Genomic DNA, 25,599 nt, shown 5'->3' with positions numbered 1-25,599 from the left:
GCTCATTCCATCATCATGTGCGGGCGCACCGCGCGGATCGCGCAGAGACCGAGGAGCTGGAACGCCACCGAGCACACCGCGACGTAGGCGATGTCGTAGGTGGTGCGGATCCGCTCGCCAAACTGCCCGTCGCGCAGCAGCTCGAAGATGTGCACCGTCGGATTGTAGAGGGCCAGCTCCTGCAGGCCGTGAGGCAGCCAGTCCACCAGGAAGAAGGCGCCGGAGATCGGGAGCTGGAGGTAGATCAGCGGGTGCGTCAGCCGGTCCACCACCTCCCACCGCTCGGCCCCCGCGGCGACCAGCAGCGCTAGGCCGTGGCACATCCAGAGCATCAGCAGCACCGCCGCCAGCATCTTCATCGGGTCGGCTGGCACGAGGCCCTCGACCACCGCCACCGCGAAGGACATCAGGATGACCACGATTACGCAGGCCGCCCCTTCCAGCAGGTGGCGCGCGAACAGCATGTCGAGCGGGGTGACGATCCGGTGGTAGAGCAGCGGCCGGCTCCCGGCCAGGCCGCTCGCGGCGCGCCCGACCACGGCGCGGAACATGTAGTACAGCGAGTAGCCGATCGCGAAGAAGGCGAACACCGAGAGCGCGCTCTTCGGGCTCGCGCCCCGGTCCTTCAGCGCGTGGACCGTGGAGATCGCGAGGCCGAGCAGCAGCGGCTCCGCGAACAGCCAGAGATAGCCCAGGTTGCGCCGCCCGAAGCGGACGTGCAGCTCGCGCAGGATCAGCGCGCCGACCACCCGCTGCTGCACCCGCCAGGCCTCGGCGAGCCGGCTCAGCGGCACGACGTCGCCCGCCGCCCGCTCCGCCGGGGTCGGCATGCCGACGGCCCCGCGGCGCATCACGGGAAGGCCGTGGCGCCCGGCGCCGCCGCGACGCCCGAGCGCAGCAGCGGCCGCGCCTCGATCCAGACCCCGCCCTCGCCGCGGCAGACCAGGCGCCGCGGCGCACCGCCACCGGCCGCCGGCATGCCGGCGGCGAGCAGGGCCACCTCGCGGCATTCCCGTCCGCTCGCCGCGGCGTAGGCGCGCACCAGCCGGACCCGCACCGGCCGGCCGGTGGCGGGGTCGGCCACTGTCGCTTCGGCGCCCGGCTGCGCCTGTGCCGCGAAGGCGACCACCGGATCGGCCGGCGCCGCCGCGGCCGGCCGCGCCGCCGCCTCGCCGCCGTCGCCGAGGCCGAGCCAGCCGCCGCCCAGTTCCGCGCAGCCGCCGCCGGCGGCGAGCACCGCCGCCAGCGCGACGACCGGCATCGCCCGCCGCGCCCTCGGCATCCCCGCGCCGGCGTGCCGCAACGCCTGTCGCATCCGCTCCCCCTCGCAGTCCAAACCTGCCCCCCGGAGCCCTTCGCCGCCGACCGGCCGAAACCCGCCGCGCCAGCCGCAGGCCGACCCCTTCGTATTCCCGATAGCAGATCCGCGGCGAACCGAAAGCTTCCGGTTGCGGCTCCCGGCCATGGCCGATCGCGGTGACAATCGCCCCTCCGGATCGTAGTAGATAGCACCAAGACGCCGCCTGACGCAGCCGCGACGGTGCGCGGGCGCCACCCGCGCAGCGCCGGGGGCGAGGGAGTCGAGGGGCGGGCGCGGAAGCGCCAGGGGAAGCGCAGGGGGGCCGCTGGCCGGCGGGACGGCGTCCGCCGCGCGGCTGGCCGAGGGAAGCCGGGACACAGCGCGTGCCTTCGTCATCCCGCACCGGACCGCCGGCCGATCGGTTGCGGAGCGGCCCGCCCTCGGCGCCCGCCGGTCGTGCGGCCCTGGCGCCGATCCGCTATCGGGCGCCCGCCGCGCTGCTGCGCGCGCTGCCGCACCTGCCGGCCTTCTTTCCCGAGGCGACGGCGATCGAGCCGGCCCGCCGCTGGCACCGCCAGGCCCCGTCCGAGCCGCTGCCGCCGCTGCTGCTGCCGGCGGCATCGCCCTGGCGCGCCGGCCGGGCCGGACGAGGGGGCGGGACGGGCGCGGCGCCGGCTTGCGTCCTGCTCGATGCCGGTCCCTGGCAGGCGCCGCGCTTCGGGCGCCGGCACGCGCCGGTCGCCCTGCTCGCCGTCCCCGCGCCGGGTGCCGCGGCCGACCCCCTGGCCCTCGTCCTGGCGGAGGGCCTCGGCGCGCCGGCCGCTTCCCTCGCCGCCTGGGCAGCCCTCCGCGCCGACGCCGCGCAGGCGATGGCACTGCTCGCCGAGGCCCGCATCGGCGGCCCGACCGGGCTGCCCGATCCGGGCCCGGAGTCGGGCCTCGGCTGCGGCCGCCGTGAGGCGGTGCTGGTCCTGGATCCGTGCCGCGCCGACCGCGCGCCGGCCGCCGCGGCGATGCACCGCGTCGCGGCGGCCGAAGCCCTGGCGATCGGCCGGCCGCTGCGCGTCGTCCGCTCGCCCGGGGCGCCGCCGACCGCGCGGCCGACCCTGCCCGGCTGCCTCCCCGCCCCGCTCGCGCCCTGGACGCTGCTCGATGCCGCCGCGGTGCTGCACCTGCTCGACGATCCGCTCGGCCTGCTCGCCCTCGCCGCCGGCGTGCCCGTGGCCTGCCACGACCCCGCCGCCCCGTTCGCCGGCTGGGGCGCGACGCGGGACGCGCCGCAGGTGCCGCGCCGGCCCGGGCCGGCGCGCGACGCGACCGACCTCTTCGCCGCACTGGTCGCCGCCACGCGCTGCGCCGATCCCTTCCGCAGCCGTCCCTGGACCCTGGCCGAGGCGCTCCGCCAGCTCGCCGACTGGCGCGTCGTCGAGGCGGAGAACCGGCGCATCGTGGTCTGCTGCGGCATGGCCTTCTGGAAGCGCCGGCGCATCGCCGCCGCCTTCGCCTCGGAGGCCGGCACGCCGGCGTTCCGCAACGGGGTGCGCGCCGCCGTCGCGGCGGCGCGGCGTCGCGGCGACGCAGGCGCCACGCTCGCCGTGTGGGCCACCCGGGTCCCGCGCGGCCTGTCCGAACGCGCCGCGGCGGCCGGCCTCGGCGTCGCCTACGTCGAGGACGGCTTCATCCGCTCGGCAGGCCTCGGCGCCGGCTTCCTGCCCGGCGCCTCGCTGGTGCTCGACGCCGCGCCCGGCCTGCACCTCGACCCCGCCGCGCCGAGCCGGCTCGAGCGGCTGCTGGCCGGGACGAGGTTCGATCCCGCCCTGCTCACCCGCGCCGCGGCCCTGCGCGCGGCGCTGCTCGAGCGCGGCGTGACCAAATACAATCTCGGCGGCGCCGCGGCGGCGCCGTTCGCGCTCGGCGCCCCGCCCGGCGCGCGGCGGATCCTGGTCCCGGGCCAGGTCGAGGACGACCTCTCGGTACGGCTCGGCGCCGCGCCCGGCGGCGTGCGCAGCAACCTCGACCTGCTGCGCGCTGCGCGCGAGGCGGCCGGGCCCGACGCCTTCCTGGTGTTCAAGCCGCACCCCGACGTCGAGGCCGGCTTCCGGCGCGGCCGCGTGCCGCTGCGCGAGGCCCTGCGCTTCGCCGACCGCGTGGTCTGCGACGCGCCGATGACTGCGCTGCTCGCCGCCGTGGACGAGGTGCACACCCTGACCTCGCTTACCGGCTTCGAGGCGCTGTTGCGCGGCCTGCGGGTCGTCTGCTGGGGCACGCCCTTCTACGCCGGCTGGGGCCTTACCGAGGACCGCGCGCCCGTGCCTTCCCGGCGACACGGGTACGACTTAACAATCGATGAACTAGTCGCAGCCTGCCTGATCCTGTATCCGCGCTACGTGGACCCGGTGACGGAACTCCCCTGTCCGGTGGAAGTGGTGCTCGACCGCCTCGCCGATCCGACGCCGTGGCGGCCGGGTCTGATCGCGCGGCTGCGGCGCTGGCAGGGCCGCGCGCAGGCGGCGCTGCGCCGCTGGACCGAGGGCGCATGAGCAAGCTGCGGCCGGAGCGCCGGAGGCGCTGCTTCCTGTTCCTCCAGGGACTCGCCACCGCGTTCTTCGCCCGACTCGGCGAGGCGCTGGCCGGGCGCGGCCACGCCGTGCTGCGCGTCAACTTCAACGCCGGCGACCGGCTGTTCTGGCCGCGCCCCGGCGCGCTCGACTTCACGGGGCGCCCGCAGGACTGGCCGGCGGCGCTCGACCGCATCGTGCGCCAGCACGCGGTGACCGACCTCGTGATGTTCAGCGACTGCCGCCCGCTGCACGAGGCCGCCATCCCGATCGCCCGCGCCTTCGGCTGCGCGGTGCACGTCTTCGAGGAAGGCTATCTCCGCCCCGGCTGGATCACCCTCGAGCGCGACGGCGTCAACGGCCACTCCCGCCTGCCGCGCGACCCGTGCTGGATCCGCGAGCAGGCCCGCCACCTGCCGCCCGAGCCGCCGGAGATCGACCTCTCCGGCCGCTTCCTGCGCCGGGCGGCGGAGGATGTCGTGTATAATTTCGCCGCACTGCTCGGCCGGCGCGACTTTCCCCACTGGCGGACCCACCGGCCCTGGCACCCCCTGCACGAGTATCTCGGCTGGCTGCGCCGCGGCGCGCGGCGGCCGGTGGCGCGCGCCGCCTCGGCCTGGCGGATGCGCGGGCTGCTCGGGGAAGAGCTGCCCTATTGGCTCCTGCCGCTCCAGCTCGACGGCGACTACCAGATCCGCCGCCACTCGCCCTACCAGTCCGTGCGGCAGGCGATCGCCGAGGTGATCGGCTCCTTCGCCCGTGCCGCCCCGCCGGAGGCGCGGCTGGTCGTGAAGGGCCATCCCCTCGACAACGGCCTGGTGCGCTGGGGGGCCGTGGTGCGGCGGGCGGCGCGCGCCGCGGGCCTGCGCGAGGACCGCGTTCTCTACCTCGGCGAGGCGCCGTTCGGTCCGCTGCTCGAGCGGGCGCGCGGGGTCGTGACGGTCAACAGCACCGCCGGCATGCAGGCGCTCGCCGCGGGCAAGCCGGTCGCGACGCTGGGCCACGCGCTCTACGACATGCCGGGGCTGACCTGGCAGGGCCGCCTCGATGCCTACTGGACCGGCGCCGGGCCGCCGGATGCCGCGCTCGTGGACGCCTTCCGCCGCGTGGTGATCGCCCGCTGCCTGATCCGTGGCGGCTTCTTCAGCGAGGCTGGCATCCGCATCGGCGTGGAGAGTGCCGTGCAGCGGCTCGAGGCCCGCCCCGGCGAACTCGCGCTCGCCGACGGCCGCGCCGCGGCGGCCGTCGCCGCCGCGGCCTGACGCCGGGGCGCCGGTCACCGCCCGATGCCGAGGCCGCGCATGCGGCCCGCCGCCCAGGCGGCGAAGCCGGGCGAACCGGAACTCCGCCTCCGGGGCCCGAGGCGCGGTCGCCGGGTCGGCACCGGCCCGCGCCGGCATGGGCCCGTCGGCGCCCGCGGCGGCGCGCCCTCGGGCGCGGCCCCCGAGCGGCGATGCGGCGGGGCGCCCCGGTCGCCGGGGCGCCGCTCCGGCGCTATGCTGGCGCCCTCCCGATGAGACCGGCACCTCCGCCCGCGGCGCAGCCCCGAAGGTGCGCCGACCGCCGCACCGGCGCGGCCGTTGCCGCGCGGCGATGCCGGCGCAGCCGCGCCGCGGCGCGCCGCCGCCTGTTCGCATGACGGTTCGTGCCCTCGCCCATCTCGCGCTCGGCGCCTTGCCGCCGCTCGTCGGCTGGCTGCTGGTGCGCCGGGTCGCCGGCGTCGCCGGCCGGCACCCTCCGGCCCGGGCCGCCGCCGACGTGGCGCCGGCGGCGCTGCTCTGGGCGCTGCTGCTGGCGGCAACCGCCCGGCCGGTGCTTGCGGGACTGGTGGTCCTCGCCCTGGCCCTCGGTCTCGCCCTGGCCGACGGGGCGAAGCGGCGGACGCTGGGCGAGCCGGTGGTGTTCTCGGACATCGCGCTGCTGCCCGGGGTCGTCCGGCATCCCGGCCTCTACCTGCCCTTCGTCGGGGCGGCGCCGCTCGCGGCCGCCGCCGTGCTCCTCCTCCTCGCCCCGGCGTTCGCCTGGCTGGCCGAGCCGCCCGTGGCCGGGCTCGGCGAGACCGGTCGCCTCGCGCTGGCCGCCGCAGCCGCAGCCCTGGCCTGGCCGACCGTCATCCGCCCGCCGGCCGTCCGGATCACCGGGGATCCGGCAACCGATGCGGCGCTCCTCGGGCCGAGCGCGATGCTCGCGCGGCATCGCGCCCTCGCCCGCGCCGAGCGCCCGGCGCGCCGTGCCCGCCTCGCCGCGCGGCCGCCGCTGCGCCTGCACGCGGCCGCCGCGCCCCATCTTGTCCTGATCCAGGCCGAGAGCTTCTGCGACCCGCGCCGCCTCCCCGCCGCCGCGGCGCGCGGCGCCGATGCCTGCACGCTGCCGCGCTGGGAGGCGCTGCGCCGCGCCGCGCTGGCGCAGGGGCGCTTCGCCGCCCCGGCCTTCGGCGCCAACACCATGCGCGCCGAGTTCGGCGTGCTGACCGGGCTGCCCGAACCGGCGCTCGGGCTCGACCGCTTCCACCCCTATTTCCGCTTCGCGCGCGGCGGCACGGTGCCCTCGCTCGCCTGGGCGCTGCGCGCCGCCGGCTACGCCGCGCCCATCTGCCTGCACCCCTTCGACCGGCGCTTCTTCGGCCGCCACCGGGCCCTGCCGACACTCGGCTTCGAGCGCTTCCTCGACGAGCGGGCCTTCGCGGGCGCGCCGCGGGCCGGGCGCCACATCGCCGACGCCGCCGTCGCCGCGCGCGTCGTCGCCGAGATCGAGGCGGCGCGGACCGACGGCGCGCCGCGCTTCCTCTTCGCCATCACCATGCAGGCGCACGGCCCATGGCCGGGGCCGGACCCGCTCGGCACCTGGCTCGCCCATCTGCGCGACGCCGATGCGATGCTCGGCGCCATCGCCGACGCCGCGGCGGCGTCGGACCGTCCCCTGGTGCTCGCCGTCTACGGCGACCACCTGCCCGCCCTGCCGGACCGCCCGCGCGACGGGCTCGCCACCGACTACCTGGTCTGGCGCAGCGACCGCCCCGGCAAGGGCGAGAGGCGCGACCTCGACCCCGCCGGGCTGCACGAGGCGGTCCGCGCGGCGCTGGAGGCGTAGCCGCGCACCGCCCCGGAGGGCGCACCGCCCCGTGGTCCGCGGCGCCGGGACGGATGGGTGCGCGGGCGGGACAAGCGCGAAGGCCCGCCGGCTTCCCGATGCCCGGCGCGGCCTCGGCCGGCGGCCTCGTCCGCACCGTCCGCGCGCCGGAGGCCGCGGCGCGGCCGGCGCCCGCCTCAGGCGGCCAGCCGGTCCTCCTCGGCCTCCGAGAGCAGCGTCTGCACGCCGCGCACGCCGATCACCTGGCCGAGGTTCCCGGCGATCAGGTGCACGAGGCGTGCCTCCAGGGCGTGCAGCGCGATCTCGGCGCGCATGGTCTCGCCCTCGCGCGTCGCGCGCATCGCGTCGGGGGTGAGGTCGCGCTTGGCGAAGGGCTGCAGCAGCCGCGAGAGGAGGCCGGGGGAGGCTTCGGCGACGACGAGGAAGCGGGCCGCGACCAGCGCGGCGGGATCGAACTGGACCTTCATCGGTAGGGCTCCGGGCATCGGTCGGTCGACAGGGGCAGGCGGGCGGCGGGAACCGGCCGCCACGCGGCGCCCCGCGCCGGAGCGCCTAGGCGGCCGGGTTGGTAATTCGCGTGCCGATGAAGGTCCGGAGGCGACTCATGTGAACCTTATATCGCACCGGGACGGGGAGATCCAGCGGCGGCGCCGACGGCGCGCGCGGCAACGCCCGGCCGGCGCGGACGGCGGGCCTCCGTCGGTCCCGCCCATGCCCGCCGCCTCTCCGGCGGGAGATCCGACCGGGCGGCCCGCGACGGGCCCGGCCTCGGGGCCAGTGCCGGAGCGGTGCCGGAGGATGCAAGGGATGCCGCGCCAGGGGCGGCCGGCGCCCTGCGGACGGGTCCGCCTACGGGCCGACGCCGGCCGACCCGGCCGCCACCCCGCGGACCAGCCCCTCCCCCCGATGCCGGTAGCCGAGGCGGTAGAGCACGTTCAGCAGGTAATAGCTGGCCTTGAAGGCGAGCACCGGGAGCTCGCGGTTGACGTTGGCGTGCACGTTGCCGGCGAGCAGGCCGATCAGCCCCTCGCGCATGCGGAAGCGGTTGCGCGGCTCCATGAACATGTCGCGCATCACCGGCGTGTGGAAGCGGAAGATCAGCCAGGCGAAGGTGCGGATCGCCCGGTCCACCTTGCGCTCGAAGGCGCGCAGCAGCGGCTCCGCCCGCGCCGGGTCGTCGAGCCAGGCGTCCGCCGCCTCCGCCCCCATCTCCGCGCTCGCCATCGCCAGCAGCACGCCGGAGGAGAACACGGGGTCTATGAAGGCGTAGGCGTCGCCCGCCATCAGCCAGCCCTCGCCGCGCATCACCCGCGAGCGGTAGGAGTAGTTGCCCGTGGCGGTGACCGGCGAGAGCAGCTCCGCCCCCGACATGCGCGCCGCGACCGAGGGGATGCCGGCGAGCGTCGCGAGCAGATACTCCTCGAAGCTCCCCCTGCGGCGCTTGAAGAACTCCGGCGTGCTGACGAGGCCGACGCTCATCACCCCCTCGGGCAGCGGGATCATCCAGATCCAGCCCTCGTCGAAGAGGTGGATGGTGATGTTGCCGTCCTCCTCCGCCGCGCCGCCGAACGGCGCGACGCCGCGGAAATGGCCGTAGAGCGCGGCGGAGTGGTGGTGCGGGTAGCGTTGCTTCGCCTGCATCCGGCCGGCGAGGAAGGTGTCGCGGCCGGAGGCGTCGATCAGGAAGCGCGCCCGCCAGCGCCGCTCCCGCCCCGCCTCGTCGCGCGCGACGACGCGGTGGCCGGCGCCGCGCGGGCCGAGCGTCACGTCCATCACCCGCACGCCCTCCTCGGCCTGCGCGCCGGCCTCGCGCGCGCGGCGGAACAGCAGCGCGTCGAACTCGCTGCGGCGCACCTGGTAGGCGTAGGGGTAGTCGGGGTTGGGCCCGTTGGCGAAGGCGAACTCCACGTGCTTGCCGCCGTGCGAATCGGAGACGAAGCGCGCGCCGGGCTTGTACACGCCGATCGCCGCCACCCGGTCGCGCACGCCGAGGCGGTCGAACAGGCGGAGGTTGAGCGGCAGCAGCGACTCGCCGATGTGGAAGCGCGGATGGCGGTCCTTCTCGAGCAGCACGACCCTGCGCCCGCGCTCCGCCAGGATCGCGGCCGCGGTCGAGCCCGCCGGCCCGCCGCCGATGACGAGCACGTCGCAGGCCGCCTCCGCCTCGGGCGCGGCGCGCGGGGCCGGGGCAGCGTCGGGACGGCGGGTGTCGTCGAGCGGTGGTGCCATCACAAGCCTATCTGCGGGCGGCGATCCGGGCTAGCGTCGGGCTCCGGCCCCCTCCGCCGCGCGAGCGCCGCGCCCGACGCGCCGGGTGCCGTCGGCCCCCGATCCCCGATCCCTGCATCCGAGGCAATACCATAGTCGGCCCCACCGCCCACATGCCTTCCGCGACCGGCGGCGCCCGAGCGGCACCGGAGCGGGTGCGCGTGGCGGTCGTGATCCCCGCCTACCAGGAGGCGGCGACGATCGGCGACGTCGTCCGCCGCGCCCGCACCGCCCTGCCCGGGGCGCCGGTGCTCGTGGTGGACGACGGCTCGACCGACGGCACGGCGGCGCTGGCCGAGGCGGCGGGCGCGACCGAGGTGCTGCGCCTCGCCCCCAACCAGGGCAAGGGCGCGGCGCTGCGGCACGGCATGGCACGGGCGCTGGCGCTCGGCGCCGGACTGGTCGCGACCCTCGACGGCGACGGGCAGCACCGGCCCGAGGACCTGCCCCGCCTGGTCGCGGCGGCGCGGGCGCGGCCGGGCTGCCTGGTGATCGGCTCGCGCCGGGCGGCGGCGCGCGCGGGCGGGCAGCCGGCGGCGCGGCGCCGGGCCAACCGGGTGGCGGATTTCTGGATCTCCTGGGCGGCGGGGCAGGCGATCCCCGACAGCCAGTGCGGCTTCCGCGTCTATCCCGCGGCGGCGCTCGCCGGCCTCGAACGCTACGCACGGCGGGACGGCCGGCGCTTCGCCTTCGAGAGCGCGATCCTGATCGACGCGGCGCGCGCCGGATGCCGCGTCGTGGCGGAGGACATCCCGGCCCTCTACGGCCCGGCCTCGTCGCGACGCCCGAGCCATTTCAGACCCGTTGCGGACATCGCGCGGATCGTGATGATGGTGGCGGGCAGGCTGCTGGCGCGGGGGATGGACCCCGCCGGCCTCCTGCGCAGCCTCGCCGGGGCGCGGCGGGAAGGCCGCCGGCGCCGCGACCGCGGACGGACGGAGACGGAGACGCGATGACGGGACGCCGCCCGTTGCTTCGGACCATGGCGGGCCTCGGCGGCGGCGCGGTCGGGCTCGCCGCCTGCGCCCGCACCCTCGCCCAGCGGGCCAACCAGATCCGGCGCGCCGGCGCCGGCCGCGGCTGGCAGATGCAGGAGATCCGTCCCGGGCTGATCCGCGGCACGCTGGTCCTGCGCGACCACCTGGCGGTGGTGGACATCCCCTACGACGCGCAGCGCTTCTCGATCCGCTACGCCGACAGCCGCAACCTGCTCTACGACGGCGCGAGCATCCACCGGAACTACAACAGCTGGGTGCAGAACCTCGCCAACGACATCGTGGCGCAGCCGCCGGTCTGATCCGCCCGCGACGACGGCAGCCGCCGCAGCACCAGGGACAACGCGGGCGGGGGAACGCACGCCGATGACGAGCCACGCCACCGCCGACCGCCGCGGCCTGCTCCGCTCCGCGGCGCCACTCGCCGCCGCCCTGCTCGGCGGCGGCGCGCTCATGGCGTGCCGCCAGCAGCCGGTGCACACGGTCAGCGGCACCCCATTCCTCAGCGACGGCCGCGGCGGCCTGGCGGAGCGCCGGCGCATCATCCTGACCGCGGCCGCGACGCAGGGCTGGACGACCTCCGAGCCGCGCCGCGGCGGCCCGATCGTCGCCCGCCGGTCCGACGGCCGGCGCATGATCGCGCTGGAGATCCGCTACGACCTGCACGGCTTCTCATTCCGCCACATCGATTCCAGCGCCAACCTGCTCTACGGCGGCGCCGAGGCGCATCCGCTCTACAACGAGTGGGTGCGCGGGCTGGAGAGCGCGATCGTCCAGCAGTCGGCCTGATCGCGGCCCGCCGCCCCTGCGCGGAGCCGGGCGAGCGGTGGCCTCGCGCCCGGCCTCCGCGGGGCGGTAGCGCGGCCGGCAACGCCGCCACCGGCCTGAACCGGCGCGCGCCGGCTCCGGTCAGAGGATCGGGCTGCGCCGCAGCGTCCGCCGCGCTGCCGGGTCGAAGGGCGTGCGCGCGTGCTGCAGGCGACGGTTGTCCCACAGCACCAGGTCGCCCGGCCGCCAGCGGTGGGTGTAGGCGAGGTCCCCGTCGTAGAGGTGGCGGCGCACCTCGGCGATCAGGGCCCGGCCCTCCTCCGGCGGCAGGCCGAGCACTTCCACCGTGGTCAGCTTGTTGACCCAGATCGCGCCCGGCTCGTCGCCGCCGGGCCCGCGCCAGATCATGGGATGCACGGCGGAGAGGGGCTGCACCGCCGCGTCGTCCACGTTCCAGTCCTGCGCCAGCGCGCCGGCGAAGGTGTAGGCGTGGCGGCAGGCGAGGGTGGCGATGCGCGTGCGCAGCGCTTCCGGCATGCGAGCATGCGCGGCGACGGTGTTGACGAAGCGCGTGTCGCCGCCGGTCTCGGGGACCTCGATCGCGTAGAGGATCAGCGCGGAGAGCGGCTCCGGCTGGAACAGCTGGTCGCAGTGGAAATCGAGCTCGCCGAGGCCGAACACCCCGTCGGGGCGGACGTTGGAGACGTGCTGGGCGCCCGCCTCCGCGTTGCGGACGCGGTTCTTCTCGCGCAGCTCCACGCGGCCGAAGATCCCGGCGAAGCGGGTCTGCTGCTCGGTCGTCACCCCCTCCTGGCCGCGGATCAGCAGCAGCAGGTGGCGGCGGAAGGCCTCGCGCAGCGCCTCCCGCACCGCGGGCCCGATGGGGCGGGAGAGGTCGAGCCCGATCACCTCGGCGCCGAGCACCGGCGTGAGCGGGCGGAAGGTCGGCAGGACGGCGTCGGACATGCGTCGTCGGTCCCCTGACGGTGCGCGAGGCGCCCGGTATCGTCAGAACAGCGCGTAGCCCCCGTCGATGACGAAGCTGTCGCCGGTGTGGTAGGCGGAGGCGTCGCTCGCGAGATAGACCGCGATGCCGCCGAAATCGGCGCCGGTGCCCCAGCGCCGCATCGGGATGCGCGGCAGCACGGCGGCGCTGAACTTCGGATCGGCGATGGCGCCGGCGGTCATCTCCGTCTCGATCCAGCCGGGCAGGATGGCGTTGGCGCGGATGCCGTGCCGCGCCAGTTCCACGGCGAGGCCGCGGATCATCGAGATCAGCCCGCCCTTGGTCGCGGCGTAGTGCTCGTTGCGCGGCGCGCCCTCGATCGCGGCGAGCGAGGCGGTGCCGACCAGCGCGCCGCCGCCGCCGCGCGCCGTCATGTGCCGCGCCGCGGCGCGCAGGGTGTAGAAGGCGCCGTCGAGGTTGACCCGCAGCACGCGCCGCCACTCCTCCGCGGACATCTCGGCGAAGGGCGTGCGGCGGCCGCCATAGGTGCCGGCGTTGGCGAAGCAGGCGTCCACCCGGCCGAGGACGCGCAGCGTCTCGGCGAAGGCGGCCTCGACCGCCGCCTCCTCGCCGACGTCGCATTCGAGGGCGAGGACGCGGCGGCCGGCGCGCGCCAGCGCCTCGCGCGCCGCGACGTTCTTCGCGGCGCTGGTGCCCCAGATCGCGACGTCGGCCCCCGCCTCGGCCAGCGCCCGCGCCATGCCGAAGCCGATGCCGCCGTTGCCGCCGGTGACGAGCGCCACCTTGCCGGTCAGGTCGAAGGGGGAGCGGCGCATGGCGCGCCCTCAGCCCCCGCCGCCGCGCACGCGGCGGATCAGCGCCGGTCCCAGCTCGGACAGGCGGTTGATGCCGAGCAGCGCCATGTCGCGGTTCACCTCCTCGGCGAGCAGGCGGATCGCGTGCACCACGCCCTCCTCGCCGCCGAGCGCGGCGGCGCAGAGGAACGGCCGCCCGACGAAGACGAACTGCGCGCCGAGGGCGAGCGCCTTCAGCACGTCGGTGCCGCGGCGGACGCCGCTGTCGAGCATCACCGTCATGCCGCCCGCCTCGGCCGCCACCTCCGGCAGCGCGCGCAGCGAGGGGATGGCGCCGTCGAGCTGCCGCCCGCCGTGGTTGGAGACGATGACGCCGTCGCAGCCGCTCTCGCGCGCGATCCTCGCGTCGGCCGCGGCCAGCACGCCCTTCACCACGAGCCTGCCCTTCCAGCGGCGGCGGATCAGCTCGAGGTGCTGCCAGTTCAGCCGGTCGCGCTCGCCGAAGGCGCGCATCAGGGTGCGCGAGACGATCGGCGGGCCGCGCCCGGCGTCCATGTTCTCGAAATGCGGCATGCCGTGCCTCGCGATGGTCCGCAGCAGGGTGCCGAGGAGCCAGCGGGGATGCGTGATCCCCTCCCAGGCGAGGCGGAGATTGGGCTTGAGCGGGATCGCGTAGCCGTTGCGGATGTTGTTCTCGCGGTTGGCGGCGACCGGGACGTCCACGGTCAGGACGAAGGTGTCGAAGCCCGCGGCGGCGACGCGGTCCACCAGCGGCTCGATGCGCGCGGCCTCGCCGGGGAGGTAGGCCTGGTACCAGGTGTTGGGGCCGTTGCGCCGCACCTCCTCCAGCGGGATCAGGGAGGAGGCGCTCATGATCATCGGGATGTTCGCCGCCGCCGCGGCCTGCGCCAGCACCAGGTCGCCGCGGTAGGCGATCAGGGCGGAGGCGCCCATCGGCGCGATGCCGAAGGGCGCGGCGTACGCGCGCCCGAACAGCGTGGCCGCGGTGCTGCGGCCGGAGGTGTCCACCAGCACGCGCGGGACGAAGGCCCAGTCGCCGAAGGCGGCGCGGTTCTCGCGCAGCGTCCAGTCGGTCTCGACGCCGCCGGCGACGAAGCCGTGGAGCATGCGGGGCAGGTGGCGACGCGCCGCGTCCTCGAAGTCGTGCAGCGCGAGGAAGCGGCGCAGGTGGCGCGGGACGGCCGGCTTCGGGCGGGCGGCGGCGAAGGTCGGGCGCGGCGCGCCGGCCGCCGCCGGCGATCCGCTCCGCGCCTGGTCCAAGGTTCCGCTGCTCGCGCTCATCTCGGGCGTTTCCCCTGTCTCGCGCCGGGGCGCCGAGCGCCGCCGGGGCATCCTGCGCACCCTGCCCGCGCGCGCCGCCGCCGCCAAGGGGGGCCGGCGGGTCGCGCATGGCCCTTCCGGCGGGACGCGGGAGGCGGCGATGGCGGAGAGGCGAGGCGGCCGGGGAGGCGCTCGCGGCCGCCCCGGGCCGGCGCTGCTCCCCGGCGAGGGGCATGCCTTCCCGCGCGAGAAGCCCGAGGCGCCGAAGCCGGGGAAGGCGCTGGCGATGGCGCGGGCCTCCCCCCGCGCGCGGGCGCGCGGCTCAGCCGATCAGGCCGAGGCTGCGCGCCAGCATGTAGGCCGCGACGCCGATGATCAGCCCCGCCAGCACCCGCGCCAGGGCGCCGCGGCGCCGCGCCAGATGGCGCGCCGCGCGGGCGCCGAGCAGGCTGCCGACGACACCGCCGCCGATGAAGACCGCGGCCAGCGTCCAGTCCACCAGCCCCGCCCAGGCGTAGCTCGCGGCGGTCGTCAGGCCGAAGGCGGTGACCGCGACGAGCGAGGTGCCGACCGCCTGCAGCATCGGCATGCCGGTCGCCAGGATCAGCCCCGGCACGATCAGGAAGCCGCCGCCGATGCCGAAGAAGCCGGAGAGCGCCCCGACGCCGAGCCCGGTGCCGACGAGCGCCGGGGCGTTGGCGCGGTTCAGCCGGACCTTGCGCTCCTCCCCCGGCTCGCGCCGGCGCAGCATCAGCGCGGCGACGACGAGCATCATCACCGCGAAGGCGGCGAGCAGCGCCTGGCCGTCCACCCGCTTGCCGAGCTGCGCCCCGGCGAAGGCGCCCAGCACGCCGGCGCCGGCGAAGACGAGCGCGCAGGGCCAGCGCACATGGCCGGCGCGGGCGTGCCCGGCGAGGCTCGCCGCGGCGTTGGCCGCGACGGCGACGGCGCTGGTGCCGATGGCGAGGTGCGGCACCGGCACGCCGACCAGATAGACGAGCAGCGGCACGGCGAGGATGGACCCGCCGCCGCCGACGAGGCCGAGCGAGAATCCGACCAGCGAGCCGGAGGCGCCGCCGAGCAGGGTCTGGAGGAACGAGAGCGTCAGCATGGCACGTGCCTTCCTCGCCGCCGCGCCGGGCGTCGGCCGCGGCGGCGTCGGGGGTGGTGGCGACAACGCGGGGTCTCGCGGCCCCCCTGTCCCGGGCGGGCCGCGCGGGTCGCGCCGCGGCCGGCCCGCCCCTCAGGCGCGAGGGACGGCCGCGGCGATCGGGAGGGCGGGCCGGGCCCGCCGCGCGCGGGGGTCAGGCCGTGGCGGGACGGGGCCGGTTCCACGGCATCCGCCGCAGCAGCGACGCCATGCCGCAGGTCCCGGTGACGCCGGCGAAGACCAGCCCGGCGCCGACGAAGGCCGAGAGCCCGTAGAGCCAGGGCGAGACCAGGGCGCCGAGCAGGACGCCGAGCAGCACCATCGAGCCCGCCACGATCTGCACCTGGCGGATCACCTCGATCGGCTGGCGGCGGTCCTCGGCGACCGGCAGCCCGGCCTGCCGCCACGCCTCCAGCCCGCCCTCGACGATGTAGGCCTGGCAGCCCGGCCCGGCCTTGGCGGCGAGGCGCTCGGCATTGCCCTCGGTGCGGGCGCCGGAGCGGCAGTGGAACAGCACCGGCCTGCCCTGGTGCACGGCGAGCTCCGCCTCCTCGAGCTGCGAGAGCGGCAGGTTGCGCGCGCCCGGGATGCGCTGGCGGGCGTGCTCGTCGGGCTCGCGCACATCCACCAGGGTGGCGCCCTCCTCGCGCAGCAGGCGGGCGGCCTCGGCGGGAGAGATGGTCTTGAGCATGGGTCGGGGTCCTGTCCTCGGTTCGGTTCGCGGTCGCGGGGCTCAGCCGGCGGAATCGGGCGGGCAGCAGTAGAGGTCGCGCAGCACGGCGAGGAGGCGCGCCGCCTTGGGGTCGGCGAGCCGGTAGAACACCGTCTGCGCCTCCTTCCGCGTCGCCACCAGACCGTCCTCGCGCAGCCGGGCGAGGTGCTGCGACAGCGCCGGCTGGGAGAGGCCGAGCGCCTCCGCCAGCGCGCCGACGCTCATCTCGCCGTCGGCGACGAGGTGGCAGAGCACCAGCAGGCGGTTCTCGTTGGCGAGGAGGCGAAGCAACCGCGCCGCCTCCGCCGCCTTCTCCTCCAGCCCGTCCAGGCCCTGCCAGGCCAATGCCGCTGCCGCCGACATCCGTCCGTCCGCTCCATAAGCTTGCGCTAAATAAGCGTTGTCTTATATTGCCGTCAAGCCCCGCCCCGGGGCATCGGAGGACCCCATGGACAAGCCCGTCATCCGCGCCTTCTTCGACGAGCCCACCAACACGGTGAGCTACCTGGTCTGGGACCCGGCGACCAGGGAGGGCGCCGTCATTGACCCGGTGCTCGACTACGACCACCGCTCCGGCGAGGCCGACACCGCCTTCGCCGACCGCATCCTCGCCGCCGCCGCCGAGGAGGGCGTCGCCATCCGCTGGGTGCTGGAGACCCACGCCCATGCCGACCACCTGACCGCCGCCCCCTACATCAAGGCCCGCACCGGCGCCCCGATCGGCATCGGCGAGCACATCAAGGACGTGCAGCGGATCTTCCGCCCCGTCTTCGACGCGCGCGACCTCAAGCCCGAGGGCGGCGACTTCGACCGGCTGTTCCGCGACGGCGAGCGCTTCCCGCTCGGCCGGCTCGAGGTCGAGGTGCTGCACGTGCCGGGCCACACCCCGGCCGACGTCGCCTACAGGATCGGCGACGACGTCTTCGTCGGCGACACGCTGTTCATGCACGACTACGGCACGGCGCGGGCGGACTTCCCCGGCGGCGACGCGCGCACGCTCTACCGCTCGATCCGCCGGCTGCTCGCCCTGCCGCCGGAGACGCGGCTCTGGATGTGCCACGACTACAAGGCGCCGGGGCGCGACCACTACGCCTGGCAGAGCACGGTGGCCGAGCAGCGCGCGCACAACCCGCACGTCAGGGACGGCGTGACCGAGGAGGAGTTCGTGCGCTTCCGCACCGAGCGCGACCGCACGCTTGCGGCACCGCTGCTGCTGCTGCCCTCGATCCAGGTCAACATCCGCGCCGGGCGCTTCCCGGAGGCGGAGGAGAACGGCGTGCGCTACCTCCGCATCCCGGTGAGGGCCAAGGGCGGCGCGGCCGCCGCGATCCGGTGAGGGGAGGAGCCGATGGCCAACGGAACCGTCCAGATCGTCTGCCCGCGCTGCGACGGCCTGAACCGGGTGCCGGAGGCGCGGCTCGGCGAGGGGCCGCGCTGCGGCCACTGCCACGCGCCGCTGTTCGAGGGGCGCCCGCTGGCGCTCTCCGAGGAGCGCTTCCGCCGGCACCTGCGCCATAGCGGCATCCCGCTGCTGGTCGACTTCTGGGCGTCCTGGTGCGGCCCGTGCCGCGCCATGGCGCCGGAGTTCGAGGCGGCGGCGCGCGCGCTGGAGCCGCGCATGCGGCTGGTCAAGGTCTCCACCGAGGAGGCCCCCGCCCTCGCCGCCGAACTCGGCATCAGCAGCATCCCGACCCTCTCCCTCTTCGCCGGCGGGCAGGAGGTGGCGCGGCAGGCGGGCGCGATGCCGGCGAACCGCATCGTCGCCTGGGCCAGCCGGGTCGCGCCGCCCGCGGCCGGCGCCGCCGCGGACCGCCGCACCGGCGCGGCGTGAGGCGCGGACTGCCCGGGCCGCTGCTGGCGGCGCTCTACCCCGCCGCGGCGCTGGCGGTGCTCGCCGCCGCCGCGGCCTTCGGGCCGGAGCCGCTCGACGCCTGGGCCGAGCTCGGCAGCGCCGCCGGGCTCGCCGCCGGGGCGATGCTGCTGCTGCAGTTCCTCACCTCCGGGCGGTTCGAGGCGATCGCGGGGCGCGTCGGGCTCGACGTGACGATGGGGTTCCATCGCCTCGCCGGCATCGCGGTGGGGCTGGTGGCCCTGCTGCACCTCCTCGCCCTCGCCGCGGCGGGGGCGGAGGATCCGGGCGCGGCGCTGGCGCGGCTCGGGCGGATGGCGACCGCGCCGGGGCTGCTCAGCGGCACGCTCGCCCTGGCCGCGCTGCTGGCGCTGATCGGCCTCGCCCTCGGCCGCGAGCGGCTGGCCTTCCGCTACCATCTCTGGCGGGCGGGACACGGCGCGCTCGCCGCGCTCGCGGCGCTGCTGCTGGTGGACCATGCGCTGCGGCACGGCACCTATCTGCGCGCGCACCCCGTCGTCGGCGCGGTCGGGCTGGCGCTGGTGGCGGTCGCGGCGGCCTCCCTCCTCGAGGTCTGGGTGCTGCGCGCCTGGCGCGCCGCGCGCCAGGACTGGCGGGTGGAGGCGGTGCGGTCCCTCGCCCCCGGGCTGTGGGAGGTGACGCTCCGCCAGCACGCCGGCGCCCCCTTCCGCTTCGCGGCGGGGCAGTTCGTCTGGGTGGTGTTCGGCCGGCGCCATCCGGTCTCCGACAACCCCTTCTCGATCGCCTCGGCGCCCGAGGAATGGCCGCTGCTGCGCCTCGTGATCCAGGAGGCCGGCGACATGACGCGCCGCATCGGCGCGCTCGCCCCCGGCACGCCGGCGGCGCTCGACGGGCCGCACGGCGCGCTGACGGTGGCCGGGCGCAGGGCGGAGTCGCTGCTGCTGGTCGCCGGCGGGGTCGGCATCGCGCCGATCATCGGCATCCTGCGCCACCTCGCCGCGCGCGGCGAGGCACGCCCGGTGCGCGTCCTGGTCGCGACGCGCAGGCCCGAACAGCAGGTGTTCCGCGAGGAGATCGCGGCCATGCGCGGCAGGCTCGACCTCGTGGCGACGCATCTGGTGGACGCACCGGCGCCGCCCGGCTGGACCGGCGGGGTGGGCCCGGTGTCCGAGGCGGCGCTGGCCGAGCTGCTCCGCGGCCTCGACCCGCGCCGGACCCTGGCGCTGCTCTGCGGCCCGGTGCCGATGATGGAGGCGGCGGCGGGCGCGCTCGAGCGGCTCGGCGTGCCGGCCGGGCGGATCCGCTACGAGCGCTTCGACTACGGCGCCCCCGGCGACCGCGAGGGGCGCCGGCTGCGGCGCGCCTTCCTGCTCATGCTCGGCGCGGTCGCGCTCGGCGTCCTCGCCTTCGCGCTGCGCGGCGCGTGATCGCGGCCGGGGCGAGGCCTCAGCGCGCGGCCTCGGCCAGCCAGGCGACGATCGCGGCGCGCGTCGCGGCGTCGGGCGCGTGGTGGCGGGCGAGGAAGCGATCCAGCGCCGCGCGCCGCGCCGGGTCGTCCAGTCGCGCCGCCCGTCCGCCGATGGCGCGCGGGTCGGCGTGGCAGCGCGCGCAGGCGCGGGCGTAGGCGGCCTCGCCGGCCGCGGCGTCCCCGGCGGCGGCCCCGCCGGTCTGCGCCGCGACCGGCGGCGCCAGGAGCAGGAGGTGCAGGCCGAGGGCGGCGACGGCGCCCGTCGCGCGCGCCGTCACGCCCCGTCCCTGGGCAGGGTGTGTGGGATCCCCGTCGGATCGTCCGTCAGGCCATCGTTCCATCGCTCGGTGCTCCGCCGCCACGCCGGCCGACCTGTCCCAGGGCGCCGGGGACGGCCGGCAGGTGCCGCGCCCCCGGCTCGGCCGGCCAAGCACGCCCTGGCGCGCGCATCCGCTCGCCGCGCAACTCGGCTTGCCGTGGCTACTCGACCCGCAGTCCGGCCGCCGCTACCACCGCGCGCCATTGCGGGATCTCGGTCCGCAGGCGTTCCGCCAGCGGCTCCGGCCCGGTCAGCAGCAGCTCCGCGCCGGTCTCCGACAAGCGGCGGCGGAGCTCGCTGTCCGGGGCGCGGAGCGGCGCGAGCTCGCTCAGGACGCGCCGGATCGCCTCGGCCGGCGCGGATTTCGCGGCGAACAACCCGTACCAGAGCGTCGCGGCGAAGCCGGGCACCACCTCCGCCACCGTCGGCACGTCCGGCAGCAGCGGCGCCCGCGTCTCGGTCGTCACTGCGATGCAGCGCGCGGTGCCGGCGCGGATGTGTGGCAGCGGGACGGAGACGTCGCCGAGGAAGCAATCGGTGTCGCCGGCCAGCAGCGCGGTCATGTTGAGCTGCGCCCCGCGATAGGGGACGTGCGTCATCTCCACCCCGGCCCGCTGCAGCAGCATCGCGCCGACGAGGTGGGTCGAGGAACCGACCCCCGAAGTGCCGTAGGTGAGGCGGCCCGGAGCCTCTCGCGCGCGGGCGAGGAGCTCCGCGAAGCTCGCAGGGCCGTTGGCGCGCACGACGATGGTGAAGGGCGACTGCATCACCAGCGTCACCGGCAGGAGATCGGTGAAGGGGTCGAAGCCCAGATCGCGGCGCAGCGCCGGCAGGGTCGCAATGGCGGTGGAGGTGATGAGGAAGGTGTGGCCGTCGGTCGCCTGCGCGACGTATTGCGTGCCCACCAGGCCCCCCGCGCCCGCCCGGCTGTCGTAGACCACGGGCTGGCCGAGCCTGGACGTCAGGACCTCCGCGAAGAAGCGGCCCGGCACGTCCTGCGGGCCGCCGGGCGCGAAGGGGCTGACCAGCCGGACGGGGCGATCGGGCCAGGCCGCCGCCCGCCCGCGGGCGGAAGCGGCGAGCCCGCCCAGCAGCGACGCTGCGCCAAGGGCGCGGCGGGTGATGGTCATGCGGTTTCCTCCCAGGCTTGACATCGGACTTGTGGCGTCATGCTGGCGCCGCGCCGGCCCGGGCGGTCCGGGGCGGCGCGGGGACGGACGGGCGCTAATCGGCGGCGGCCACGGCGCCGCGCGGGGGCCGGAACGCCGGCATGACCCGCTCGGCGAAGAGCTGCAGGCTGCGGCGGATCTTCGCCGCACCGTAGTAGGGCGGATAGTGCAGCAGCAGGCTGGTCAGGCCGGTCTTCGCCTCCAGCGCCCGCAGCTTGGCGATCACCGTCTCCGCCGAGCCGTGCAGCAGCGTGGTGGCGAGCAGGTCGTCGTAGTTCAGCGACTGGCCCTTCTCCGACACCGTGCCGAGGTAGCCCGCCGTGCCGCTGCCGCCGAAATGCGCGATGTGGCGGATGATCGCCTCCTCGGTGTCGGCGCGCGCCTCGGCGTCGGTGTCGGCGACGTAGACGTAGCGGGCGACGTCCACCTGGCCGGCGGCGGGGTTGCGGCGCAGCTCCGCCGGCGCCTCGGCGAGGCCCTGGCGGTAGATCGCGATCTGGCGCGCCAGCGTCTCGGCGCCGGGCAGGGTGGAGAGCATCAGCCCGAAGCCGTTCCGGCCGGCATAGGCGATCGAGCGCTCCGTGCCGCCGGCCATGTAGAGCGGCGGGTGCGGCTCCTGCACCGGCACCGGGAGCATCTCGTAGGGCGCCTCGACCCGGCCGCGGTAGAATCGGCCCTGATGGTTCCAGCGCCGGCGCAGGAAGGCCTCGCGCATCAGCGGCACGGCCTCGGCCACCATCTCGCGCCGCGCCTCGAAGTCCTTGCCCAGCCCCTCGAACTCGTAGGGCCGGTAGCCGGAGCCGATGCCGAGCCGCATCCGCCCGTTCGAGAGGATGTCCACGAAGGCGGCGTTCTCCGCGGTGCGGATCGGATCGTTGAGCGGCAGCGTGATCACCGCGGCGCCGAGCCCGATGCGGCTGGTGCGGGCGGCGAGGTAGGCGAGGTAGGCGAAGCAGTCGGGCAGGATGCCGTACTGGGTGGAGAAGTGGTGCTCGGCGACCCAGGCGGTGTCGTAGCCGAACTGCTCCGCCTCTTCGATCTCGGCGGTGGTGCGGGCGTGGACGGCGCGGTGGGGGTAGGGCTCCTCGGCCGGGTTGGGGTGCGAGGTGAACAGCACGCCGAATTCCATGGACCGGTCCTCCGCGACGCATTGTTGCGGGCAGCCTAGAGCAGATCGCGGACGACTGGAAACGGCCGGGAGTTGTGCGCCGCGCCGCTGTACCGCCTCAATTTCCAGGATACCGGGTTGAAGCCCATGCGGCCAGCGCCGCGGGTTGAAGCTGCTCGTCCCTGACCGCGGCAGGTCGAAGCTGCGCAGCCGCAACAGGTTCTTCTTGCGGCTGCCCGCCGGCGCGCGGACGAAGGCAGGGGAACTTCCGAGCCCGGGACCAAGCGGTCTCCTTCCGGAAATCGTCGGCCATGTATTGGCTCCCGTGGTCGTGGCGGGCGGAGAGGCCCCGCGCGACGCCCCGGGCAAAGCCGCCGAAATGGCGGCGCACGCCATGGCGGAGGGAGTGTCCGCCAAGAGGGCGTCTCCGGCCGGCTCGGGCCGTTCCCACCGCCGCGCCGAACGCGGCCTTTTTCCTGGCCTTGCCGCGATTCGTCGTCTCCGGCCGTCGCACATTGTGTCAGGCCAGCGCGGCGTTTATGGTGGGATCGGCGGTGGGATCGGGCCGGGTGGGGGGCGCTGATCCCCTGCGGCGGAGAAGGGCGCGGCGGTCGGTCCCACCACGGCGGGCGGTCGGTCCCACCACGGCGGGCGGTCGGTCCCACCACGGCGGGCGGCAGGGGAAAAGCCCGACCCCGCCCGCCCCCAACCACGGCGGAGCGGAGGGCGCGATGCGGCGGACGGCGACGGCAACCGAGGTGCGGGCGGTGTTCGTGCGCGGCGCGCCGTGCCGCTTCTCGGTCGGGGGCGGGCTGCATCTCTGGGTGCGCGGCCCCGGGAAGGCGCAATGGGTGCTGCGCTACCGCGCCCCGGACGGGCGGCGGCGCGACATGGGGCTTGGGACCTTCCCCGGGGTGCCGCTCGCCGAGGCCCGGGCGCGCGCGCAGGCGGCGCGGCAGGCCGGGCGCGACCCGCTGGCCGCGCGCGAGGCCGAGCGGCGGGCGCGGGCCGAGGCCGAGGCGGCCGAACGGGCGCGCGCCGAGGCCGAGCGGCGGACCTTCCGCGCCGCCGCCGAGGCGCTGATCGCGGCGAAGCGCCCGGGCTGGCGCAACACCAAGCACGCCGCGCAGTGGTCGGCGACGCTCGCCGCCTACGCCTATCCCGTGCTCGGCGACCTGCCGGTGGCCGAGGTGGATACCGACGCGGTGCTGCGGGTGCTGCGCCCGGTGTGGCAGCGGGCGCCGGAGACGGCATCGCGGCTGCGCCAGCGCATCGAGGCGGTGCTTGACGCGGCGACGGCGAAGGGCTGGCGCGCGGGCGCGAACCCGGCGCGCTGGAAGGGGCATCTCGATGCGCTGTTGCCGCCGCCGCGCAAGGCGAAGCCGGTGCGCCACCACCCGGCGCTGCCCTGGCGGGACATGCCGGCCTTCATGGCGGCGCTGGGGGCGCGCGAGGGGGTGGCGGCGCTGGCGCTGCGCTTCGCGATCCTGACGGCCGCGCGCACCGGCGAGGTGCGCGGCATGACCTGGCGCGAGGTGGACCTTGCGGCGCGGGTGTGGACCGTGCCGGCGGCGCGGATGAAGGCCGGACGGGCGCATCGGGTGCCGTTGTCCACGGCGGCGCTCGCGGTGCTGGAAGCGGTGCGCCCGCTGGCGGCGGGGCCGGACGCCTTGGTGTTCCCCGGCGGGCGCGCGGGCCGGCCGTTGTCGGACATGGCGCTTTCGATGCTGGTCCGGGGCATGTGCCGCGACGGGCTGGCCGAGGGCGAGCCGCCGCGCTGGCGCGACGCCGAGGGGCGGGCGGCGGTGGCGCACGGCTTCCGCTCGACCTTCCGCGACTGGGCGGGCGAGACGCGGCCGGAGGGGCGCGAGGTGGTGGAACGCGCCTTGGCGCACGCGATCAAGGACAAGGCCGAGGCGGCCTATGCGCGCTCCGACCTGCTGGAGCGGCGGCGGGCGCTGATGGAGGCTTGGGGGGCGTTCTGCACGCGCGCGCCGGCGGAGGTGGTGGCGTTGCCGGCGGCGCGGCCGGGGGCGGCGTGAGGGCGCCGGCCTTGAAGCGATCCGGGCGGGCATTGCCGAAGTCCGCGCCGCGCTCCGGCGGGATGACCCGGCGCGGTAGGGCGCTGGTCGAGGGGCTGCGCGAGGCGGCGGCGCATCTGCGCGGCGAGCTGGCGCCGCCGCTGCGCGAGTATGAGGCGCGGGTGCCGGAGGCGGTGGACGTGGCGACGCTGCGCCATGCGCTCGGGCTTTCCCAGGCGGCCTTCGCGCGGCGCTTCGGGCTCGACGTGACGGCGGTGCAGGCGTGGGAGCAGGGGCGGCGGCGGCCGGACCGCACGGCGCGCGTGCTGCTTGCGGTGATCGCGCGCGAGCCCGAGGCGGTGCGCCGGGCGCTGGCCGCCGCGCCGTAGCGCCGGCGCGATGCTGGCCGCGCCAGCGCGGCCGTGTCGTTCGAGGTTGACAAGCGGCGCGGTTTCTGCCTGCGCGCGCGGTGTTGCGCAGCCGTGTCGCGACTCGGTGGCGCGTTCGATGCCTTTCGTGGGGGCTCCGCACCCCCGCGTAGCGGCTGGCCGCGCTTCAGCCTCGCCGAACTCCCGCGCGAACGCCAGGTTTTCTGCGGGATCGCGCGGCGTTGCCTTCATTGTATGTTGTGTTGAGTGCAGAGGGCGTGCAGAATTCGCCTGCTTGGGGCACGTCGTCGCACGGTGCGACGGCGCGGCCGAAAACCCCCGAAGGGGGCTTCTTCGAAAGAAGCCCCCCGGTGCTGCAACACCGAGGGGCCAGGCTGGCTAGGTAAATGGCGGTCGGACCGCCGAAGAGGTTTTAGAGCGCTTTTCGCACGAAGTCACGTTTCCCGACGAAGCGAGGGTGCGACCTCCCGGCGCTCCGGCCGCCCCTTCGAGCGAAGGGGATCCATGTCATCGTCCAACGATCCTATCGAGGCGCTGCTTCCGCCCGCCGAGGTGGCGCGGCGGCTCGGCGTTCATCCCGAGACCTTGCGGCGCCTGCGGCTCGCCGGCGACGGCCCGCCGGTCTGCCGGATCGGCGGCCGCTGGCGCTATCCCAGCGATGCCTTGCGACGCTGGATCGAGGCCGGCACGCGCGGCGGGACGGAGCGGGCGGAGGCGCCGCATGGCCGCGCCGCCTGATGGCGCCGGCCTGGCGCCGCTCGCCTACCGCGTCCGCGCCGCGGAGCGCGTCTCTGGGCTGAGCCGGGCGACGCTCTATCGCCTTGCCCGCGCCGGCAAGCTGCGCCTGGTCCGCGTCGGCCGGGCCACGCTGATCCCGGCCGAGGCGCTGCGCGCGCTGCTCGACGGGGGCGACGCCGCGCCCGAGCGGGAGGGCGCCTGATGCGCGCCCGCCTGCTCGCGCTCGGCCCGCTGGCCGCGTCGCTGATCCTGCTCGCGCTGCTCGCCGCGCTGCGGCTGGCCGCGCTCGCGATGTGAAACCGCCGGCCCCGATGGGCGGGGGCCGGCGGCGGCGCAACACATGGCGGCGACTAGGAAGAGCCGCACTTTAGTGCCGCGCGCAGCCCGCGTCCATCGGGTCCTTCTTCAAGGACCCGACGAATGGACCCCATAACCCCCACCACCCCCTCCCGCAGCGGCGGTGCGATGCTGCCCGCCGCGAAACTCTGGCGCCGCGTCAGCGGGCGCGGGATCGAATATCTCGCCGGCCGGCTCGGCGGCGTGCGGGTGCTGATCCTGCCGAAGCGCGACGGCGAGCCGGGCGATCACTCGCACGTGCTGCTCTTCGCCGAGGCGCCGCAGCGCGGGGAGGGCGGCCGCGATGCGTGACGCGAGCATGACTGCCGCCGCCGCG

At 76.5% G+C, this 25,599-nt stretch carries 27 protein-coding genes and 1 pseudogene; 14 read left to right on the top strand and 14 right to left on the bottom strand.

Going from position 1 to position 25,599, the window contains the following annotated elements; all coding sequences use genetic code 11:
• Positions 1-2 precede the first annotated feature (2 nt).
• On the bottom strand, positions 3-830 hold the full coding sequence (locus tag IEX99_RS11275) for an ABC transporter permease (protein ID WP_188900252.1): 828 nt from the start codon (positions 828-830) through the stop codon (positions 3-5).
• A 20-nt stretch (positions 831-850) separates the two neighbouring features.
• Entirely contained in the window at positions 851-1,261 is a 411-nt protein-coding gene (locus tag IEX99_RS11270; RefSeq protein WP_188900250.1) for a DVU3141 family protein, read from the bottom strand.
• A gap of 461 nt (positions 1,262-1,722) precedes the next feature.
• On the opposite strand from IEX99_RS11270, the gene IEX99_RS11265 reads away from it, so the two are divergent.
• The 3 genes from IEX99_RS11265 (at position 1,723) to IEX99_RS11255 (ending at position 6,948) form a co-directional block, all read left to right on the top strand.
• Complete coding sequence (locus IEX99_RS11265; protein WP_188900248.1) at positions 1,723-3,840, top strand: capsular polysaccharide export protein, LipB/KpsS family; 2,118 nt, start codon at positions 1,723-1,725, stop codon at positions 3,838-3,840.
• Complete coding sequence (locus IEX99_RS11260; RefSeq protein ID WP_188900246.1) at positions 3,837-5,120, top strand: capsule biosynthesis protein; 1,284 nt, start codon at positions 3,837-3,839, stop codon at positions 5,118-5,120. Before IEX99_RS11265 ends, IEX99_RS11260 begins: the two co-directional genes overlap by 4 nt.
• 373 nt (positions 5,121-5,493) lie before the next feature.
• On the top strand, positions 5,494-6,948 hold the full coding sequence (locus tag IEX99_RS11255) for a sulfatase-like hydrolase/transferase (RefSeq protein WP_188900245.1): 1,455 nt from the start codon (positions 5,494-5,496) through the stop codon (positions 6,946-6,948).
• 176 nt (positions 6,949-7,124) lie between these two features.
• On the opposite strand, the gene IEX99_RS11250 is transcribed toward IEX99_RS11255, so the two are convergent.
• A complete protein-coding gene (locus IEX99_RS11250) occupies positions 7,125-7,415 on the bottom strand; it encodes an ACT domain-containing protein (RefSeq protein WP_188900243.1) in 291 nt (96 codons plus the stop codon).
• Between the two features lie 382 nt (positions 7,416-7,797).
• Positions 7,798-9,177: an NAD(P)/FAD-dependent oxidoreductase gene (locus tag IEX99_RS11245; protein ID WP_188900241.1), complete on the bottom strand. Its 1,380-nt coding sequence runs from the start codon at positions 9,175-9,177 to the stop codon at positions 7,798-7,800.
• A gap of 200 nt (positions 9,178-9,377) precedes the next feature.
• On the opposite strand from IEX99_RS11245, the gene IEX99_RS11240 reads away from it, so the two are divergent.
• The 3 genes from IEX99_RS11240 (at position 9,378) to IEX99_RS11230 (ending at position 11,000) form a co-directional block, all read left to right on the top strand.
• A complete protein-coding gene (locus IEX99_RS11240) occupies positions 9,378-10,172 on the top strand; it encodes a glycosyltransferase family 2 protein (protein ID WP_229677960.1) in 795 nt (264 codons plus the stop codon).
• On the top strand, positions 10,169-10,513 hold the full coding sequence (locus IEX99_RS11235; protein WP_188900238.1) for a hypothetical protein: 345 nt from the start codon (positions 10,169-10,171) through the stop codon (positions 10,511-10,513). Before IEX99_RS11240 ends, IEX99_RS11235 begins: the two co-directional genes overlap by 4 nt.
• Positions 10,514-10,577: 64 nt before the next feature.
• Positions 10,578-11,000, top strand: coding sequence for a hypothetical protein (locus IEX99_RS11230; protein ID WP_188900236.1), 423 nt, complete (start codon positions 10,578-10,580; stop codon positions 10,998-11,000).
• 120 nt (positions 11,001-11,120) lie between these two features.
• Here the strand turns inward: IEX99_RS11230 and IEX99_RS11225 are convergent, their stop codons facing one another.
• The 6 genes from IEX99_RS11225 to IEX99_RS11200 all read right to left on the bottom strand — a co-directional run bounded on the left by IEX99_RS11225 (position 11,121) and on the right by IEX99_RS11200 (position 16,246).
• Positions 11,121-11,945, bottom strand: a complete 825-nt coding sequence (locus IEX99_RS11225; RefSeq protein ID WP_188900234.1) for a TauD/TfdA dioxygenase family protein — start codon at positions 11,943-11,945, stop codon at positions 11,121-11,123.
• A gap of 42 nt (positions 11,946-11,987) precedes the next feature.
• Positions 11,988-12,761, bottom strand: coding sequence for an SDR family NAD(P)-dependent oxidoreductase (locus tag IEX99_RS11220; protein WP_188900232.1), 774 nt, complete (start codon positions 12,759-12,761; stop codon positions 11,988-11,990).
• Positions 12,762-12,770: 9 nt separating this feature from the next.
• Positions 12,771-14,042 carry an alpha-hydroxy acid oxidase gene (locus tag IEX99_RS11215; protein WP_188900230.1) on the bottom strand — a complete coding sequence of 424 codons (1,272 nt, stop codon included), beginning with the start codon at positions 14,040-14,042 and terminating at the stop codon, positions 12,771-12,773.
• A 301-nt stretch (positions 14,043-14,343) separates the two neighbouring features.
• Positions 14,344-15,132 carry a sulfite exporter TauE/SafE family protein gene (locus IEX99_RS11210; protein WP_188900228.1) on the bottom strand — a complete coding sequence of 263 codons (789 nt, stop codon included), beginning with the start codon at positions 15,130-15,132 and terminating at the stop codon, positions 14,344-14,346.
• A 193-nt stretch (positions 15,133-15,325) separates the two neighbouring features.
• Complete coding sequence (locus IEX99_RS11205) at positions 15,326-15,862, bottom strand: rhodanese family protein (protein ID WP_188900226.1); 537 nt, start codon at positions 15,860-15,862, stop codon at positions 15,326-15,328.
• A gap of 42 nt (positions 15,863-15,904) precedes the next feature.
• Positions 15,905-16,246: an ArsR/SmtB family transcription factor gene (locus tag IEX99_RS11200; protein ID WP_188900224.1), complete on the bottom strand. Its 342-nt coding sequence runs from the start codon at positions 16,244-16,246 to the stop codon at positions 15,905-15,907.
• Positions 16,247-16,331: 85 nt separating this feature from the next.
• On the opposite strand from IEX99_RS11200, the gene IEX99_RS11195 reads away from it, so the two are divergent.
• Genes IEX99_RS11195 through IEX99_RS11185 form a run of 3 tightly spaced genes read left to right on the top strand, consistent with a single transcriptional unit; the run spans position 16,332 to position 19,141 of the window.
• A complete protein-coding gene (locus IEX99_RS11195) occupies positions 16,332-17,219 on the top strand; it encodes an MBL fold metallo-hydrolase (protein WP_188900222.1) in 888 nt (295 codons plus the stop codon).
• A 12-nt stretch (positions 17,220-17,231) separates the two neighbouring features.
• A complete protein-coding gene (gene trxC / locus IEX99_RS11190; RefSeq protein WP_188900220.1) occupies positions 17,232-17,714 on the top strand; it encodes a thioredoxin TrxC in 483 nt (160 codons plus the stop codon).
• Positions 17,711-19,141, top strand: a complete 1,431-nt coding sequence (locus IEX99_RS11185; protein WP_188900218.1) for a ferric reductase-like transmembrane domain-containing protein — start codon at positions 17,711-17,713, stop codon at positions 19,139-19,141. The genes trxC and IEX99_RS11185 overlap by 4 nt, the downstream gene beginning before the upstream one ends.
• A 19-nt stretch (positions 19,142-19,160) precedes the next feature.
• On the opposite strand, the gene IEX99_RS11180 is transcribed toward IEX99_RS11185, so the two are convergent.
• From IEX99_RS11180 to IEX99_RS22500, 4 genes and pseudogenes are all read right to left on the bottom strand, one after another.
• Positions 19,161-19,460 carry a hypothetical protein gene (locus tag IEX99_RS11180; protein ID WP_188900216.1) on the bottom strand — a complete coding sequence of 100 codons (300 nt, stop codon included), beginning with the start codon at positions 19,458-19,460 and terminating at the stop codon, positions 19,161-19,163.
• A gap of 202 nt (positions 19,461-19,662) precedes the next feature.
• Positions 19,663-20,631 carry a Bug family tripartite tricarboxylate transporter substrate binding protein gene (locus tag IEX99_RS11175; protein WP_188900213.1) on the bottom strand — a complete coding sequence of 323 codons (969 nt, stop codon included), beginning with the start codon at positions 20,629-20,631 and terminating at the stop codon, positions 19,663-19,665.
• Between the two features lie 94 nt (positions 20,632-20,725).
• Positions 20,726-21,799, bottom strand: a complete 1,074-nt coding sequence (locus IEX99_RS11170) for an LLM class flavin-dependent oxidoreductase (protein WP_188900211.1) — start codon at positions 21,797-21,799, stop codon at positions 20,726-20,728.
• Positions 21,800-21,973: 174 nt separating this feature from the next.
• Positions 21,974-22,181, bottom strand: a pseudogene (locus IEX99_RS22500) (IS3-like element ISMtsp5 family transposase); the annotation flags it as partial.
• 328 nt (positions 22,182-22,509) lie between these two features.
• Between IEX99_RS22500 and IEX99_RS11165 the strand changes: the two are divergent.
• The 5 genes from IEX99_RS11165 to IEX99_RS11145 all read left to right on the top strand — a co-directional run bounded on the left by IEX99_RS11165 (position 22,510) and on the right by IEX99_RS11145 (position 25,574).
• On the top strand, positions 22,510-23,820 hold the full coding sequence (locus IEX99_RS11165; RefSeq protein WP_188900209.1) for a tyrosine-type recombinase/integrase: 1,311 nt from the start codon (positions 22,510-22,512) through the stop codon (positions 23,818-23,820).
• A 62-nt stretch (positions 23,821-23,882) separates the two neighbouring features.
• Complete coding sequence (locus IEX99_RS11160; RefSeq protein ID WP_188900207.1) at positions 23,883-24,188, top strand: helix-turn-helix domain-containing protein; 306 nt, start codon at positions 23,883-23,885, stop codon at positions 24,186-24,188.
• A gap of 504 nt (positions 24,189-24,692) precedes the next feature.
• Positions 24,693-24,926: a helix-turn-helix domain-containing protein gene (locus IEX99_RS11155; protein ID WP_188900205.1), complete on the top strand. Its 234-nt coding sequence runs from the start codon at positions 24,693-24,695 to the stop codon at positions 24,924-24,926.
• On the top strand, positions 24,910-25,128 hold the full coding sequence (locus tag IEX99_RS11150) for a helix-turn-helix domain-containing protein (RefSeq protein ID WP_188900203.1): 219 nt from the start codon (positions 24,910-24,912) through the stop codon (positions 25,126-25,128). Before IEX99_RS11155 ends, IEX99_RS11150 begins: the two co-directional genes overlap by 17 nt.
• 218 nt (positions 25,129-25,346) lie before the next feature.
• A complete protein-coding gene (locus tag IEX99_RS11145; RefSeq protein ID WP_188900201.1) occupies positions 25,347-25,574 on the top strand; it encodes a hypothetical protein in 228 nt (75 codons plus the stop codon).
• The last annotated feature ends 25 nt before the right edge of the window (positions 25,575-25,599 follow it).

Origin of the sequence: Caldovatus sediminis, assembly GCF_014644455.1 — a bacterium.
Taxonomy (GTDB): domain Bacteria; phylum Pseudomonadota; class Alphaproteobacteria; order Acetobacterales; family Acetobacteraceae; genus Caldovatus; species Caldovatus sediminis.
This window is presented reverse-complemented; position numbering and strand designations above follow the sequence as displayed.